Origin of the sequence: Aeromonas sp. 62-46 (assembly GCF_001898585.1) — a bacterium.
In the GTDB taxonomy this organism is placed as follows: domain Bacteria; phylum Pseudomonadota; class Gammaproteobacteria; order Enterobacterales; family Aeromonadaceae; genus Aeromonas; species Aeromonas caviae.
Map to the genome: position 1 here is coordinate 40,204 of NZ_MKUI01000031.1, position 15,344 is coordinate 55,547.

A 15,344-nucleotide genomic window follows, 5' to 3' on the forward strand; every position below is an offset into this window, starting at 1 on the left:
TGACGTGAGTCACCCCTCCTTTCTTTGCGGGCAAGTACACAGGGAACGCGGTATGTCCGAACACCTTCTTTATCTGGTTCAGCAGTTGCTGAACGGATTGACCATAGGCAGCACCTATGCGTTGATCGCCATCGGCTACACCATGGTCTACGGCATCATCGGCATGATCAACTTCGCCCACGGCGAGGTCTACATGATCGGCTCCTATGTCGCCTTCATGGTGATGGCCGGGCTCATGATGATGGGCATCGACAGCACCGTGCTGCTGCTGGGGGGCGCCTTCCTGGTCAGCATCATCATCACCGGCAGCTATGGCTGGTCCATAGAGCGGGTGGCCTATCGTCCGCTGCGGGGTGGCAACCGCCTGATCCCCCTCATCTCCGCCATCGGCATGTCGATCTTCCTGCAGAACATGATGCGGATGGCCCAGGGCTCGCGTGACATCGCCATGCCCACTCTGATCTCCGGGGGCTGGACCCTCGGCGGCGAGGATGGCTTCCAGGCCAGCCTCTCCTACATGCAGCTCATCATCTTCGTGGTGACCTTCGTCACCATGCTGGCGTTGACCCAGTTCATCGGCCGCTCCCGCATGGGGCGTGCCTGCCGAGCCTGTTCCGAAGACATCAAGATGGCCAACCTGTTAGGGATAGACACCCACGTGGTCATCTCCATCACCTTCGTGCTGGGGGCCGCCCTGGCCGCCGTCGCGGGGGTGCTGCTCGGCATGTACTACGGTGTCATCAACCCCTATCTCGGCTTCATGGCGGGCTTGAAGGCCTTCACCGCCGCGGTATTGGGCGGCATCGGCAGCATTCCCGGTGCCGTACTGGGCGGCCTGCTGCTCGGCGTGGTGGAAGCGCTCACCGCGGGCTATCTCAGCACCGAGTACAAGGATGTGATGGCGTTCGCCCTGCTCATCTTCGTGTTGCTCTTCATGCCCACCGGCATCCTGGGTCGTCCGGAGGTCGAGAAGGTATGAAAAACCAATCTATGCATGCCTTCGTGCTGCTGTTCATGACCATCACTGGCATTCTCGGCCGTCCGGAAGTGGAGAAAGTCTGATGAAACGTCAATTTATCCATGCCTGCATCGCCAGCCTGGTGCTGCTGGTGCTCTCCTTCTGGCTGCTCGGCTTCAAGCTGGAGACCGATGGCTCCCGCCTGCTGGTGGTGAGCCGCCTCGATGTGTCGCTGGCCTGGCTGCTGGGGGGCGCCACCATCGTCTTCTGGTTCCAGATGCTGCGCGGCCAGATAAGCCGGCTGTTCCAGGCTTCCATCAGCGGCTTCTCCGTCGGCTTCACCAAGCTGGTGCTGCCAAGCCCCGAAGAGGCCCCCAAGCTCTATAACCTCACCGCCGTGCTGGTGCTGCTGTTTGCGGTGAGCTGGCCCTTCATGGCCTCTCGCGGCGCCATCGATCTGGCCACCCTCACCCTGATTTACATCATGCTGGGGCTGGGACTGAACGTGGTGGTGGGCCTCGCCGGTCTGCTCGACCTCGGCTATGTCGGCTTCTATGCGGTCGGTGCCTACAGCTACGCCCTGCTCAACACCTACTTCGGTCTGAGCTTCTGGGAGTGTCTGCCCATCGCCGGTCTGCTGGCGGCCACCTTCGGCTTCCTGCTCGGGTTCCCGGTGCTGCGGCTGCGGGGGGACTACCTGGCCATCGTCACCCTGGGCTTTGGCGAGATCATCCGCATCCTGCTCAACAACATGACCACCCTGACCGGCGGTCCGAACGGGATCTCCGGCATTCCGAAACCGACTCTGGGGGGGCTCGAGTTCAACCGCACCGTCAAGGACGGGGGCTTTGGCACCTTCCACGACTTCTTCGGCATCGCCTACAACGCCAACCACAAGGTGATCTTCCTCTACCTGATGGCCCTGGTGCTGGTAGTGGCGACCCTGTTCGTCATCAACCGCCTGCTGCGCATGCCGCTCGGCCGTGCCTGGGAGGCGCTGCGGGAAGACGAGATCGCCTGCAAGTCCCTGGGGCTCAACCCCACCATCATCAAGCTGACCGCCTTCACCATAGGCGCCTGCTTCGCGGGCTTTGCCGGCAGCTTCTTCGCCTCGCGCCAGGGCTTCATCAGCCCGGAATCCTTCGTCTTCATCGAGTCGGCCATCGTTCTTGCGATTGTGGTGCTGGGAGGCATGGGATCCCAGATCGGGGTGGTGCTGGCGGCCATCGTGATGACGGTGCTGCCGGAGCTCGCCCGCGAGTTCAACGAATATCGCATGCTGATGTTCGGTCTCTTGATGGTATTCATGATGATCTGGCGGCCGCAGGGACTGCTGCCCATGAGTCGGCCCCATATGGAGCTGCGTAAATGAGCAACAATCAACCATTGTTGGATGTCTCAGATCTGTCGATGCGCTTTGGCGGCCTGCTCGCGGTCAACGGCGTCAAGCTAGATGTGGAAAAGGGGGAGGTGATCTCCATCATCGGCCCCAACGGGGCGGGCAAGACCACCATCTTCAACTGCCTGACCGGCTTCTATCGCCCGAGTGGCGGTGTCATTCGCTACAAGGGTGAGGAGATCCAGGGGTTGCCCGGCCACCTCATCGCCCGCAAGGGCATTGTGCGGACTTTCCAGCACGTGCGCCTGTTCAAGGAGATGACAGCGGTGGAAAACCTGCTGGTGGCCCAGCACAGGCATCTCAATACCGGCTTCATCGCCGGCCTGTTCAAGACCCCCTCTTTCCGCCGTGCCGAGAAAGAGGGGCTGGAGCAGTCCGCCTTCTGGCTGGAAAAGGTGGGCCTCAAGGATCTCGCCAACCGCGCCGCGGGCAACCTGGCTTACGGCCAGCAGCGCCGCCTCGAGATCGCCCGCTGCATGGCGACCCGGCCCGAACTGCTGATGCTGGATGAACCGGCCGCAGGCCTCAACCCCAAGGAGACCGACGAGCTCAACGAGCTCATCTCCAACCTGAGGGACGAGTTCGGGGTCTCGGTGCTGCTGATCGAGCACGACATGAAGCTGGTGATGGAGATCTCCAACCGCATCTTCGTGGTCAACCAGGGCACCCCGCTGGCCCACGGCAAACCGGACGAAATCCGCAGCAATCCGGCGGTGATCAAAGCCTATCTGGGCGAGTCGTAAGGACAAAAAGATGTTAGAACTTCGCAACGTATCGACCCACTACGGCAAAATTCAGGCGCTGCACGACGTCAGCGTCGAGGTGAAAGAGGGGGAAATCGTCACCCTGATCGGCGCCAACGGCGCCGGCAAGACCACTCTGCTGATGACCCTGTGTGGCGAGCCCAAGCCCAGCAGCGGTTCCATCTGGTTCGAGGGGGAGCAGATAGACTCCCTCACCACCGCCCGCATCATGCGCAAGGACATCGCCGTGGTGCCAGAGGGGCGCCGCATCTTCGCCCGCCTCACGGTGGAGGAGAACCTGCTGATGGGGGCCTTCTTCGTCGACAAGGCGGAGCAGCGCGGCCTGCTGGATCAGATTTTTACCCTGTTCCCCCGCCTGCACGAGCGGCTGGAGCAGCGGGCAGGCACCATGTCCGGCGGCGAGCAGCAGATGCTGGCCATCGGCCGCGCCCTGATGAGCAAGCCGCGCCTGCTGCTGCTGGATGAACCCTCCCTCGGACTGGCACCCATCGTCATCCAGCAGATCTTCGACACCATAGAGCAACTGCGCCAGAAGGGGATGACCATCTTCCTGGTGGAGCAGAACGCGAACCAGGCGCTCAAGCTGGCGGATCGCGGCTATGTGCTGGAGAACGGCCGGGTGGTGCTGCAAGACACGGGGGCGGCCCTGCTGGCCAACCCCGCCGTCCGCCAGGCCTATCTCGGCGGCTGAGGATGCAGCAACCATCGTCACCCTTCCCCTGCCGCGCTCCCCGAGCCAGGCAGGGGAACAGCCCCCCGCCGAGGAGCACATCGTGAGCCGTGCGCGGGCGACGCAGGATCAGCACCACTTCTGGCACGATCCCGCCCTGCCCTTCATCGAGGCGCGGGCGGTGCAGGATGGCCGGCGCGTCTGCTATGACAAGCACAGCCACCCCCACTTCTCCATCGGCGCCATCACCGGCGGCCACAGCCACTACCTCAACCAGCGCAGCCTGCAAGAGGTCGGCCGCGGCAGCCTGGTGTTGATGAACCCGGAAGAGGTGCACGCCTGCAATCCCGTCGCGGACCAGCCCTGGTCCTATCTGATGTTCTACATCGACAACCTCTGGTTGCAGCGCCAGCAGGAGGAGGCCGGGCTCGGCAACGCGTTTCGCCCCTTCGACATGACCGCAAGCCGGGATCCCCTGCTCTACCAGGGGCTCTGCCGACTTCATCGGCAACTGGTGGCGGAGCCGGATCCCCTGGCTCGCGAAGTGGCCTGCCACCTCTTCAGCCGCCAGCTTCTGGCCAGGCTCACCCCGGCCAAGTGGGATGACCGCCCTCCCCGGCACCTGCAGCGAGCCGCCGAGCTGATGCAGGACGAGAGTGCCTGCGCCCTCACCCTGGCACAGCTGAGTGCGGTGGCCGGGCTTACCCCTTCCCACTTCGTGCGCGCCTTCAGCCGCCACTACGGCATGACGCCCCACGCCTACCTGCTCGATCAGCGCATTCGCCACGCCCGCACCCTGCTGCGCCAGGGGCAGCCCCTGGCGGAAGTGGCCCTTGCCAGCGGTTTTGCCGATCAGGCCCACTTCCAGCGCCAGTTCAAACGCCGGGTGGCCGCCACCCCGGGCCAGTACAGAGCGCAGCTCGCCCCTCAGGACGAGCGCACCAGATAGGCGGCGCTGAGCAGCAGCAAGAGCGCCATGGCCCGATTGAACCAGCGCAACCGGCGGGGAGAGACCAGCCACCCCTGCAATCGGCTGCCCGCATAGGCCCAGCAGGCGATGGAGCCGAGGCAGATCACCAGATAGATGCCGGTAAAGAGGGCGATCTGGCTCATGCCGCCCGCGATCCCATAGGCTCCCATCCCCATGCTGGCGGCGAGCCAGGCCTTGGGATTGAGCCACTGCATCAAGGCCCCGTACCAGAAGGCGGGGGGCACGCCCTCTACTTCCTCCACCTCGCCGCTGTCCACCAGCAACTGCCAGGCCATCCAGCCGAGAAAGAGCACGCCTCCCCAGTGAATGGCCCCCAGCGCCACAGGCCAGCGGGACAGGGCGCCGCCAAGACCCAGCCCCATCAGCAGGAGCAGCAGGATGAAGCCGAGGGTGGCCCCCACCACGTGGCGCAGGCTGGCCGTGAAACCGTACCGGGCGCCGGTGCCAAGGGCGACCAGATTGACCGGCCCCGGGGAGATGGACATGGCCAGGGCAAACCCGGCCATGGATAACAGCAGACTGAATTCCATGGATGATGCTCATTCAATTGAGGGAAGCCCGAGCCTACCCGGCCCGGGCGGCCCGATATTGAAGAAAATTGCGATCCCCTGGATGCCGCCTCCATTGCACACTTAGCGCAAACCGCCGCTTGCGGTAAACTGCCCTTCAACCTTCCATTTTCAGGACATCTCAATGGACCAGTTTGCCCATATCAGCGCCCATGATGCCCACCAGAAGCTGAGCGCAGGCGAAGCCCGTCTCGTGGACATTCGCGATCCCCAATCCTTCGAGACGGCCCACGCGGTCGGCGCCTTCCACCTCACCAACGGCACCCTGGTTCGCTTTATGAACGAGGTGGACTTCGATACCCCCGTCATCGTGATGTGCTATCACGGCAACAGCAGCCAGGGGGCGGCCCAGTACCTGCTGCAACAGGGCTATGACGAGGTCTATAGCCTGGATGGCGGTTTCGAGGCCTGGCGCAGGAAGTTCCCCATCCAGGCGGGGGACGCATGACAGAGGCGGGTCGCTCCTCCTCGACCGGCATGATCCAGCTGCTGGTGCTGGGCGACGCCCGCATGGCCCAGGCGCTGGTGGATTATCTCGCTACCCTGGGCATTCCGTGCGAGCTGACCCAGTCCGAGCTCGGCGTCTCGGTCTGGCTGGCGGACGAACGGCGCCTCGCCCAGGCCCAGCAGGAGGTCAAACGCTTCCTGAGCGAACCCAATCACCCCCGCTACATGGAGGCCTCCTGGCAGTCCGGCCATGCCGATGCCCGGATCGACTACAGCAAGGGGATGACGGATCCGGTCACCGATTTCCTCCACCAGGCGGGCCCTCTGACCCTGGTGGTCATCATCGCCTGCCTGGCCATCTACGCTCTGGATGCCATCGGCCTGCCCATCTTCGACGAGCTCGCCTTCCACCCCACCCTGGCCCAGTTCACCGACTGGCAGGCCTGGCGCTACGTCACCCCGGCCTTCATCCACTTCTCGGTGCTGCACCTGGTGTTCAACCTGTTGTGGTGGTGGTATCTCGGTGGCCAGATAGAGCAGCGCCTCGGCAGCGGCAAGCTGTTCATCCTGCTCATCGTCGGGGCGGCCCTGCCCAATATCGCCGAGTTCTTTGCCAGCGGCCCGCGCTTTGGCGGCCTCTCCGGGGTGGTCTATGCCCTGCTCGGCTACAGCTGGCTGCGAACCAGGCTGCAACCGGATTGCGGCCTCGCCATGCCGCCAGCCCTGATGGGCTTCATGCTGGTCTGGCTGGTGCTCGGCTTCCTGGACATGCTCGGCACCCCCACCGCCAACATGGCTCACCTGGCAGGCCTGCTGGTCGGCCTTGCCCAAGGCTGGCTGGACAGGCACCACAGGCCGGGGTGACGCCTGGTTGCCGGCAACGGCTCGGCAACCAAAGCGACCACCAAGATGCTCACCTGGCAGACCTGCTGGTCGGCCTTGCCCAGGGCTGGCTGGACAGGCACCACAGGCCGGGGTGAGGCCTGGTTGTCGGCAACAGCTCGGCAACCATAGCGACCGCCAACATGGCTCATCTGGTCGGCCTGCTGGTCGGCCTTGCCCAGGGCTGGCTGGACAGGCACCACAGGCCAGCCTGAGCCGATTTGCCATAAAAAAACGCCGCCCCAAGGGGCGGCGTTTTTATTAGTTGGCCGACTTACTGCTTGAGCAGGCTGGCGTCGGTCACCTTGACCGCGGTACCGCCGCTTGCGAAGAAGCTGCCGAACTGGGTCTGCATCTCGGTGGTGACGGCGCCGGTCGGATCGAAGTTCTCGTCCGGTGCCAGCAGCGAGCTGTGACCCCCGGCCACGAAGCGGGCCGCTCTGTGGTTGGCGGCGCCGGTGGCGGTCAGCGGTTGCAGGGCCAGGACCTTGAACAGCGGCTCGGTGCCACCCAGGGGGGCGGTGGCGATGCTGTTCGGGATCACTCGATCCGACAGGCTCAGGGCGCCGTCGCCGACGATTTCGGTGGCAAACAGCGGGAAGTCCGCCGCGATACCGCTCCCCAGGTTGATGGGGTCTGCCGAATCCAGCACCGACTGCGCCGCGAAGCTGTAGCTCTGCAGGGTGCTGGCCGCCGTGGCCTGGGTGGCCGCATCCTGGCTCGGCAGGAATTCGTTGACGAAGCAGGTCGGCACCGCCGTCTTGCAGTTCGGGGCGTAGGCGGTAAAAGCTGCCTTCAGGGCCGCACTGCCAGCGGTCAGCACGCTCATCTGGATGGTCGGACCGAAGGTCGGCGAGTTCAGCAACAGCGGCGCTATGCCGCCACCCGGCATGGCCAGGCCGCCAGTGTCGAACTTGAACAGGGCGTCTGCCGTCGGGTTGCCAACAGACTGGTTGGCCACCGCCAGCAGGTTGGCCCCCGCGATGGCGCCCAGAGAGTGACCCAGGAAGTGTACCTTGAGGCTGCCTGCGGTGCCGATGGCGCCCTTGGCATTGGCCAGCCCCACTGCCAGACGCAGGCCCAGCAGATCCGCCACGCTCTGTTTCAGGTTGTCGCGGGCCACGGTCAGGTAGCTCAGGTTCAGGTAGGGGGTCGGGTTGTCGGAGGTGGTCACCGAGTCCATGCTGCCGGTCAGGGCGAAGCCGCGTTCACCATGCAGGGGATGATCGATCACCACCACGGCCACGTTCTTGCTCGCCTGGGCACCGGCACCAATCTGGCCAAGGGCCAGGGCATAAGCGTTCTCCTTCACCGAGGTGACGCCGTGCTGATAGATGATCACGTCGGTGATGTTCGCCAGCGGTGCGGCGGCGAAGATCCGCATCGGGACGGACTGCACCTCTTCCAGTGCCGGCAACGGGTTGAAGCGCCCGATATTCATCTCGGGATCCAGCGCCTTGCCGCCGGAGGTGAGGGTCACCCCGATCAGCTTGCTCGCCTGTGCCAGCAGCTCGGCCTGACGGCTCGGATCGGCGATGAGTTCGCCCAGCAGGGCCGGATCCACACCCGCCCCCACCAGGCCGCCGATCACTTCGGCATCCTGGGCCTTCAGGGCGTTCGCGATGGCGTAGAGGCTGGGGATGGCACCGTGCCAGGACTGGGTCTTCGCCTTGTCCCAGGAGCCGGCGGTGGCCGGGGAGGAGAGGAAGTAGGGCAGCTTGACGGTGCCGCTGTAGACGGTGGTACCCAAGGCCAGATTGTGGAGTGGAGTGCCGTCACCAAAAGCGGCGGCAATCGCATCCTTCTGCTCCTGGGGCAGGAAGTTCTCGGCATCCAGCTGGGTCAGGAAGGGGCTGCCGCCGCTCACCGACAGGGTATAGGTGCCAGGCAGGCTGGTATTGCCCAGGGCGTCCTGCTTCCACAGGGCGGCGGCGTCCAGGGTCGGGCTCTTGAGCACGGATGCGGCCGCCCCTTTCACCGCCACCAGCACGTCGGCGCCGGACTGGGTACCGAACCAGTCGGAGAAGATCACGTGGTCGCTAGTGATACCGGTGGCAGCCTTGAACAGACCTTCCTGCAGCGCAATCAGGCCGCTGATGGTCTGCTCCTGGGCGTTGCTGCCGGTGCTGGTCTTGTAGTTGCTGTAGTCGCTACCCGGTCGCAGGGGGGCACCCGTGCTGTCTTTGAGGGTATCGGTCGCCACTATCATGTAGTAGGAAGAGGGGTTGAGCGGCTTGAGCGGCACCAGATTCAGCTTGCCGGTCGTCTCGGCCACCACGAAGTCCACCCCGTAGGTCAGCACCTTTTTCACGCCGCTCGGACGCAGGGCCGCACTGTCAAACTCCAGCTCCATCAGGTAGAGGGGTGCCACGGAGGCTGCGAATTCAGCAGCGGCCGGCGCCTTGACCTGGATGCCGGAGGCCGTCACCGGCACTATCTGGATCGCCTGGGTAGTCGACCAGCCATCCAGGGTGGAGAGGGCGGACACCGGGTTGGAGAGATCCGCCGTTTCCGTGGAGAATTTCAGGGTACCGTCGGTCGCACGGGCTGCCAGGGCGCTGGGTCGGACTGCATTGGAGCCGCTCAGCAGATAATCGAGATAGCTTGAGGTATCGCCTGTGTTGTCGTCACTGCCACCACAACCGCTCAGCAGCGCACTGACGACGGCCGCGTAAATTAGCTTTTTCTTCATATCCTTATCTCTTTTATGTTGTTATCCATGATGAGCCTGACGGGGTAGGGTTCAAACCCGACCGAATCATATTAACAGCAACGCAACAATTAATAAGCCTCTGGTCAGTCATCTGATCTGATTTTTTTGTGTACACCATCAAGGAATTGGAATTGATTCCCGGTGTCACAGGGTAGCAGCCAGGGTGCATCAACCAGACCCGACCAGAGCCCGATGGGATCCATGGCGCAAAAAGCCGCCCCGATCTCGGCAAAGGGGACGATTTGTCGGTAGAATGGCGCCATTGCTTAAGGAGACCCCCATGATCGACCCGAAAAAACTGGAAGAGATCGCCAAACAGATACACAACGCCCTGCCCCCCGGCATTCGCAGCATGGGTGAAGAGGTGGAGAAAAAGACCCGTCAGGTCTTGCAGGCTCAGCTCAACAAGCTGGATCTGGTGAGCCGCGAGGAGTTCGACGTGCAGACCAAGGTGCTGCTGCGCACCCGGGAGAAGCTGACCGCCCTCGAGGCCAAGCTGGCCCAGCTCGAGCAGCAGCTCGCCGCCAAGGGCGAATGATCCGGCGTGACCCGCCGTAGATAGCACAAACCCCAGCCAGGCTGGGGTTTGTCGTTTTTATGGGGACAACGAGTTTCTCATCCCCCCTTCTCTGGCAAGACGATAAGGGGGCAGATCGACGCTCTGCTGTTGACCGTGGTCAGATAAACTCGTAGGCATCGCCGAAGATGCGCTCGGGCTCGGCGCCCAGCACCTTGAACTCTTCCCGCGCGGCACCGGCCATCTCGAAGCGGCCCGCCACATAGATGTCGTAGTCATGCAGGCTGACGAAGTCATCCATGATGGCCTTGTGCACCAGCCCGGTCCTGCCCGTCCAGTCGCTCTCGGGCTCCTGCACCACGGGAATGAAGGTCAGCGGCGCGTAGTCGCGCTCCCACTGCTGCATCTGCTCCAGCTCGTAGAGCCAGTGCGCCTGGCGTACGCCCCAGTAGAGGAACACCGGACGCTTGCTGCCGCTGCCGATCAGGTATTCCAGGATGGCGCGGGCATAGGAGAAGCCGGTGCCGCCCGCCATCAGGATCAGCGGTCGGGGGGATTCGTCGCGCAGGAACGCCTTGCCAGCGGCCAGCTCGACCTCGATCTCTCCCTGCTCGCGCATGCGGGCCAGCACCTGACCGGCATAGGCATTCTCGGGAGTGGCACCGATCTGCAGCTCCAGCACGCCGGAGCGGGTCGGCGAGTTGGCGATGGAGAAGGGGCGCTTGTCCGAATCGCTCATCACCACCAGCAGATACTGGCCCGGCTTGAAGCTCACCTCCTGCTGCGGCGCCAGCGCCACGTGCCAGATGGTGTCGACATATTCGCGCAGTTCCTCTACGCGGCACTTGATACGTTGCATTCTTGTCCTTGTGAGGGGCCTGCCCGGCCCGCTTCGCTCATGGTTTCACTGTTTTTATGGCGACCAGTTGGTGGTCAGGTCCGTCGAGCATACCCAATTCGGCACGGCAATACCGCACTTTTGCGTCACAATGGCCGCGCCCCATCGGGGATCCCTCAGTCGAGGATCTTCAGCTCGTCCCAGATGGCATCGATCTTCTGCTTTACCGCCTCGTCCTGGACGATGGGCTGACCCCACTCGCGATTGGTCTCCCCCGGCCACTTGTTGGTGGCATCCAGCCCCATTTTGGAGCCGAGCCCGGAGACCGGCGAGGCGAAGTCCAGATAGTCGATGGGTGTGTGCTCGATCAGGGTGGTGTCCCGAGCCGGGTCCATCCGGGTGGTGATGGCCCAGATCACGTCCTTCCAGTCCCGGGCGTTGATGTCGTCATCGCAGACGATCACGAACTTGGTGTACATGAACTGGCGCAGGAAGGACCAGACCCCCAGCATCACCCGCTTGGCGTGGCCGGGGTAGCGCTTCTTGATGGTCACCACCGCCATCCGGTAGGAGCACCCCTCCGGCGGCAGGTAGAAATCCACGATCTCGGGGAACTGCTTCTGCAACAGCGGCACGAACACCTCGTTGAGCGCCACACCGAGCACCGCCGGCTCATCGGGCGGACGGCCGGTGTAGGTGCTATGGTAGATGGCATCCCGGCGCATGGTCATGTGGGTGATGGTGAAGACCGGGAACTCGTCCACTTCGTTGTAGTAGCCGGTGTGATCGCCGTAAGGCCCTTCGGGGGCCATCTCCCCCGGCTCCAGATAGCCTTCCAGCACGATCTCGGCGCTGGCGGGCACTTCCAGATCGCAGCTCAGCGCCTTCACCACCTCGGTACGGCTGCCCCGCAGCAGACCGGCAAAGGCGTATTCGGAGAGGCTGTCCGGCACCGGCGTCACCGCGCCCAGGATGGTCGCCGGATCGGCGCCCAGCGCCACCGCCACCGGGAAGCGTTCGCCCGGGTGGGCCTCCTGCCACTCGCGAAAATCGATGGCGCCGCCCCGGTGATCCAGCCAGCGCATGATCAGCTTGTTCTTGCCGATCTTCTGCTGGCGATAGATGCCAAGGTTCTGCCGCTTCTTGTAGGGACCGCGGGTGATGGTCAGACCCCAGGTGACCAGGGGCGCCACATCCCCGGGCCAGCAGTGCTGGATGGGGATCTGATCCAGATCCACCGCATCCCCTTCCAGCACCACCTGCTGACAGGGGGCCGAAGAGAGCCGCTTGGTCGGCATGTTGAGCACCTGCTTGAAGATGGGCAGCTTCTCCATCAGCTCCTTGAGCCCACGAGGCGGCTCCGGCTCTTTCAGATAGGAGAGCCAGGTCCCCACCTGGCGCAGGGCGCTGACGTTGGGCTGGCCCATGCCCATGGCAACCCGGTCCGGCGTGCCGAACAGGTTGGTCAACACCGGCATGGTGTAGCCCTTGGGATTCTCAAACAGCAGAGCCGGCCCCCCCGCACGCAGGGTACGGTCGCTGATCTCGGTCATCTCCAGATAGGGGTCTATCTCGCGACTGATGCGCCTGAGCTGTCCGTTTTGTTCCAACTGCGCGATAAAATCACGCAAGTCCTTGTATTTCATGCAAGTACCCCAGCGGGATCAGGTGGTCCCGCATTATAACCCTGGCGGCGTATCCGGTGTACCCGTATCGGACCTCATGACGGACGAGGCGTGTCGCCGCTCCTGAAGCGTCAGCCGGTTTGCCAATTGACCCAGGAGCCTGGGCTCGTCCATCTGCAACAACAGGCCGGCCACCAGCCCGCCATACTGGTGCTTGCCGAGTTCGGCCAGGAGGAACTGCTGGGCCCCGTCCGGCAAGGGGGAGAGGCGGCTGAGCTGGTGCAGGGCGGGGACCATCAGGCGGCTGTTCTGGCTGGCGGCGATCAGCAGATCGCTCGCCTCCTGACCTGAATAAAAGCGGGAAATGGTGTGCAGCGCAGTCAGGCTATCGTGATCCACTGGCTGACGCCACAGCTTGAGGTAGAGTGCCGTCTCCCCGGTCTGTTCGATGAAGTGCAGCAGCAACTGGTTGTCCGGCAGGAAGAGATTGAGGGCGGCAAGCCGCTGCGCCTCCCGACGCAGCACGGATACCGGCTGCCGATCGAGCACCGCCAGCAGGGCCTGCTGCTGCTGTGCCAGCTCGGGATTGCGGCTGTAGTAGACCTGCTTGAAGTCGAAGCGATCCTGCTCCAGCAACTGGCGATAGTTGTCCTGCCAGGCCAGCTGCTGCCAGTGGCTCAGCACCAGCCGGGCCTCGGCGGGGAAGTCATAGGCTGGTAGCTGCACCAGGAAACCGTCCACCTTCCCTTCCACCAGCCATTGTGGCGCCTTGGCCGCTTGTGCCCGCACCCAGGCCAGCAGCGCCGGGCTCGGTGCGCCCGATGACTTGAGCTCACCCAGCAACTGGAACAACAGGAACTCCCGCTGCCCCACCGACAGGGTCTCGAGCAACGAGTCCATGGCATCAAACTGCCCGAGCGCCATGCGGCCGTCCAGGTACGCCCGATGCCCCTCCAGTCCCTCGTCCGCCACCAGGGGAGCCTGCAATTGCGGCGGGGAATCGGCATGCACCGGGGCCGCCAGCCACAACCAACCCATCCATATGAACAACACCAGCTTCATGACGTCCCTTTCCTTGTGACATCGAGGCTTCATACTACTAAGCCAGCCGTGAAATAGATAAACAAAAACCGCGACCTGGGCCGCGGTTTTGTCATTGAAGAGGCTGTTACTTCTGTTGACGCTTCATGGAGTCGAAGAACTCGTCGTTGGTCTTGGTCGCAGCCAGCTTGTCGATGAGGAACTCGATACTGTCGATCTCGCCCATGGGGTGAATGATCTTGCGCAGGATCCACATCTTCTGCAGCTCGTCCGGGGCGGTCAGCAGCTCTTCCTTGCGGGTGCCGGAACGGGTGATGTCGATGGCCGGGTAGACGCGCTTCTCGGCAATCTTGCGCGAGAGGTGCAGTTCCATGTTGCCGGTACCCTTGAACTCTTCGTAGATGACTTCATCCATCTTGGAGCCGGTATCGATCAGCGCGGTGGCGATGATGGTCAGGCTGCCGCCCTCTTCGACGTTGCGCGCCGCACCGAAGAAACGCTTCGGACGGTGCAGGGCGTTGGCGTCCACACCACCGGTCAGCACCTTGCCGGAAGACGGGATGACGGTGTTGTAGGCGCGGGCCAAACGGGTGATGGAGTCCAGCAGGATCACCACGTCCTTCTTGTGCTCGACCAGACGCTTGGCCTTCTCGATCACCATTTCGGCGACCTGGACGTGACGGGAGGCCGGCTCGTCGAAGGTGGAGGCGATGACTTCGCCCTTCACCATGCGCTGCATCTCGGTCACTTCTTCCGGACGCTCGTCAATCAGCAGCACGATCAGCTCACAATCCGGGTGGTTGTAGGCGATGCTCTGGGCGATGTTCTGCAGCAGCATGGTCTTACCGGCCTTGGGCGGTGCAACGATGAGACCGCGCTGGCCCTTGCCGATCGGGGATGCCAGATCCAGTACACGGGCGGTGATGTCTTCGGTGGAACCGTTGCCACGCTCCATGCGCAGACGCTCGTTGGCGTGCAGGGGTGTGAGGTTTTCAAACAGGATCTTGTTGCGGGAGTTTTCCGGACGGTCGTAGTTGACGTCGTTGACCTTGAGCAGGGCGAAATAGCGCTCGCCCTCTTTCGGCGGCCGGATCTTGCCGGAAATGGTATCGCCGGTACGCAGGTTGAAGCGGCGGATCTGGCTCGGGGAGACATAGATGTCATCCGGACCAGCGAGATAAGAGCCGTCTGCACTGCGCAGGAAACCGAAACCGTCGGTCAGGATTTCCAGCACACCGTCGCCAAAGATATCCTCGCCGCCCTTGGCGTGCGCCTTGAGGATTGCAAAGATAATGTCTTTCTTGTGCGCCCGAGCCAGATTTTCCAACCCCATGGATTCGCCAAGCTGGACCAGCTCGGACACAGGAGTGTTCTTAAGTTCAGTCAGATTCATAGTGGTGAAAGTCTGTAAGCAAGGATTGAAATGAGGAGACAGTCTGCTGGATTGATGCTGATCGGATTTGACTTGCCAGGCTGGTAGTTAAGCAAAGAGTCAGGCAAAAAGGTTAGCAAACGAGCGATAAACTAGCACCAATCAGGGTGAGCGTCTAGGTGATAAAACACAAGGAGCGCATTATTGCAATGCGCTCCTTCTTGATTATTACAGGTTGCCGTCCAGGAACTCTTTCAGTTGGGTCTTGGACAGGGCGCCGACCTTGGTCGCTGCCACTTCACCATTCTTGAACAGCAGCAGGGTCGGGATACCACGAATGCCGTACTTGGGCGGAGTGTCGGCGTTATGATCGATGTTCAATTTCGCCACGGTCACGCGACCTTCATATTCCTGAGCAACTTCGTTCAGGATCGGGGCAATCATCTTGCACGGTCCACACCATTCGGCCCAGAAATCGACCAGAACAGGGCTGTCGGCGTTGATTACATCGGCCTCGAAGCTGGCATCGCTCAGCTGAACAATCTTGTCACTCATCTC

15 protein-coding genes are annotated in these 15,344 nt (G+C 62.9%); 8 read left to right on the forward strand and 7 right to left on the reverse strand.

What is annotated here, in order from left to right; translation table 11 throughout:
• Positions 1–52: 52 nt before the first annotated feature.
• From livH to BGO64_RS10540, 5 genes are all read left to right on the forward strand, one after another.
• A complete protein-coding gene (gene livH, locus BGO64_RS10520) occupies positions 53–979 on the forward strand; it encodes a high-affinity branched-chain amino acid ABC transporter permease LivH (protein ID WP_010672383.1) in 927 nt (308 codons plus the stop codon).
• A gap of 82 nt (positions 980–1,061) precedes the next feature.
• A complete protein-coding gene (locus BGO64_RS10525; protein ID WP_039041002.1) occupies positions 1,062–2,330 on the forward strand; it encodes a high-affinity branched-chain amino acid ABC transporter permease LivM in 1,269 nt (422 codons plus the stop codon).
• A complete protein-coding gene (livG, locus tag BGO64_RS10530; protein ID WP_010672381.1) occupies positions 2,327–3,100 on the forward strand; it encodes a high-affinity branched-chain amino acid ABC transporter ATP-binding protein LivG in 774 nt (257 codons plus the stop codon). The genes BGO64_RS10525 and livG overlap by 4 nt, the downstream gene beginning before the upstream one ends.
• A 10-nt stretch (positions 3,101–3,110) precedes the next feature.
• Positions 3,111–3,812, forward strand: coding sequence for an ABC transporter ATP-binding protein (locus BGO64_RS10535; RefSeq protein WP_201872455.1), 702 nt, complete (start codon positions 3,111–3,113; stop codon positions 3,810–3,812).
• Between the two features lie 82 nt (positions 3,813–3,894).
• Complete coding sequence (locus BGO64_RS10540; protein WP_043155416.1) at positions 3,895–4,740, forward strand: helix-turn-helix transcriptional regulator; 846 nt, start codon at positions 3,895–3,897, stop codon at positions 4,738–4,740.
• Here BGO64_RS10540 and BGO64_RS10545 read toward each other — a convergent pair.
• Positions 4,719–5,312, reverse strand: a complete 594-nt coding sequence (locus tag BGO64_RS10545; protein WP_010672378.1) for a LysE family translocator — start codon at positions 5,310–5,312, stop codon at positions 4,719–4,721. The two genes, BGO64_RS10540 and BGO64_RS10545, sit on opposite strands and share 22 nt — an antisense overlap.
• Before the next feature lie 163 nt (positions 5,313–5,475).
• On the opposite strand from BGO64_RS10545, the gene glpE reads away from it, so the two are divergent.
• Both glpE and glpG read left to right on the forward strand, forming a co-directional pair.
• Positions 5,476–5,799, forward strand: a complete 324-nt coding sequence (gene glpE / locus BGO64_RS10550; RefSeq protein WP_286700644.1) for a thiosulfate sulfurtransferase GlpE — start codon at positions 5,476–5,478, stop codon at positions 5,797–5,799.
• Between the two features lie 29 nt (positions 5,800–5,828).
• On the forward strand, positions 5,829–6,662 hold the full coding sequence (gene glpG / locus BGO64_RS10555) for a rhomboid family intramembrane serine protease GlpG (RefSeq protein WP_139737145.1): 834 nt from the start codon (positions 5,829–5,831) through the stop codon (positions 6,660–6,662).
• A gap of 292 nt (positions 6,663–6,954) precedes the next feature.
• Here the strand turns inward: glpG and BGO64_RS10560 are convergent, their stop codons facing one another.
• Positions 6,955–9,372 carry a VolA/Pla-1 family phospholipase gene (locus BGO64_RS10560; protein ID WP_286700645.1) on the reverse strand — a complete coding sequence of 806 codons (2,418 nt, stop codon included), beginning with the start codon at positions 9,370–9,372 and terminating at the stop codon, positions 6,955–6,957.
• A gap of 301 nt (positions 9,373–9,673) precedes the next feature.
• On the opposite strand from BGO64_RS10560, the gene ubiK reads away from it, so the two are divergent.
• Positions 9,674–9,931 carry a ubiquinone biosynthesis accessory factor UbiK gene (ubiK, locus tag BGO64_RS10565; RefSeq protein ID WP_010672374.1) on the forward strand — a complete coding sequence of 86 codons (258 nt, stop codon included), beginning with the start codon at positions 9,674–9,676 and terminating at the stop codon, positions 9,929–9,931.
• 139 nt (positions 9,932–10,070) lie between these two features.
• Here the strand turns inward: ubiK and fre are convergent, their stop codons facing one another.
• The 5 genes from fre to trxA all read right to left on the reverse strand — a co-directional run bounded on the left by fre (position 10,071) and on the right by trxA (position 15,341).
• Positions 10,071–10,769 (reverse strand): NAD(P)H-flavin reductase, encoded by a 699-nt coding sequence (gene fre, locus BGO64_RS10570; protein WP_010672373.1) that lies wholly within the window; start codon positions 10,767–10,769, stop codon positions 10,071–10,073.
• Between the two features lie 155 nt (positions 10,770–10,924).
• A complete protein-coding gene (gene ubiD, locus BGO64_RS10575; RefSeq protein WP_052815127.1) occupies positions 10,925–12,394 on the reverse strand; it encodes a 4-hydroxy-3-polyprenylbenzoate decarboxylase in 1,470 nt (489 codons plus the stop codon).
• A gap of 33 nt (positions 12,395–12,427) precedes the next feature.
• Positions 12,428–13,435, reverse strand: coding sequence for a hypothetical protein (locus tag BGO64_RS10580; protein ID WP_010672371.1), 1,008 nt, complete (start codon positions 13,433–13,435; stop codon positions 12,428–12,430).
• A gap of 106 nt (positions 13,436–13,541) precedes the next feature.
• Positions 13,542–14,807 carry a transcription termination factor Rho gene (gene rho / locus BGO64_RS10585; protein WP_010672370.1) on the reverse strand — a complete coding sequence of 422 codons (1,266 nt, stop codon included), beginning with the start codon at positions 14,805–14,807 and terminating at the stop codon, positions 13,542–13,544.
• A gap of 207 nt (positions 14,808–15,014) precedes the next feature.
• A complete protein-coding gene (trxA, locus tag BGO64_RS10590; RefSeq protein ID WP_010672369.1) occupies positions 15,015–15,341 on the reverse strand; it encodes a thioredoxin TrxA in 327 nt (108 codons plus the stop codon).
• Positions 15,342–15,344 lie beyond the last annotated feature (3 nt).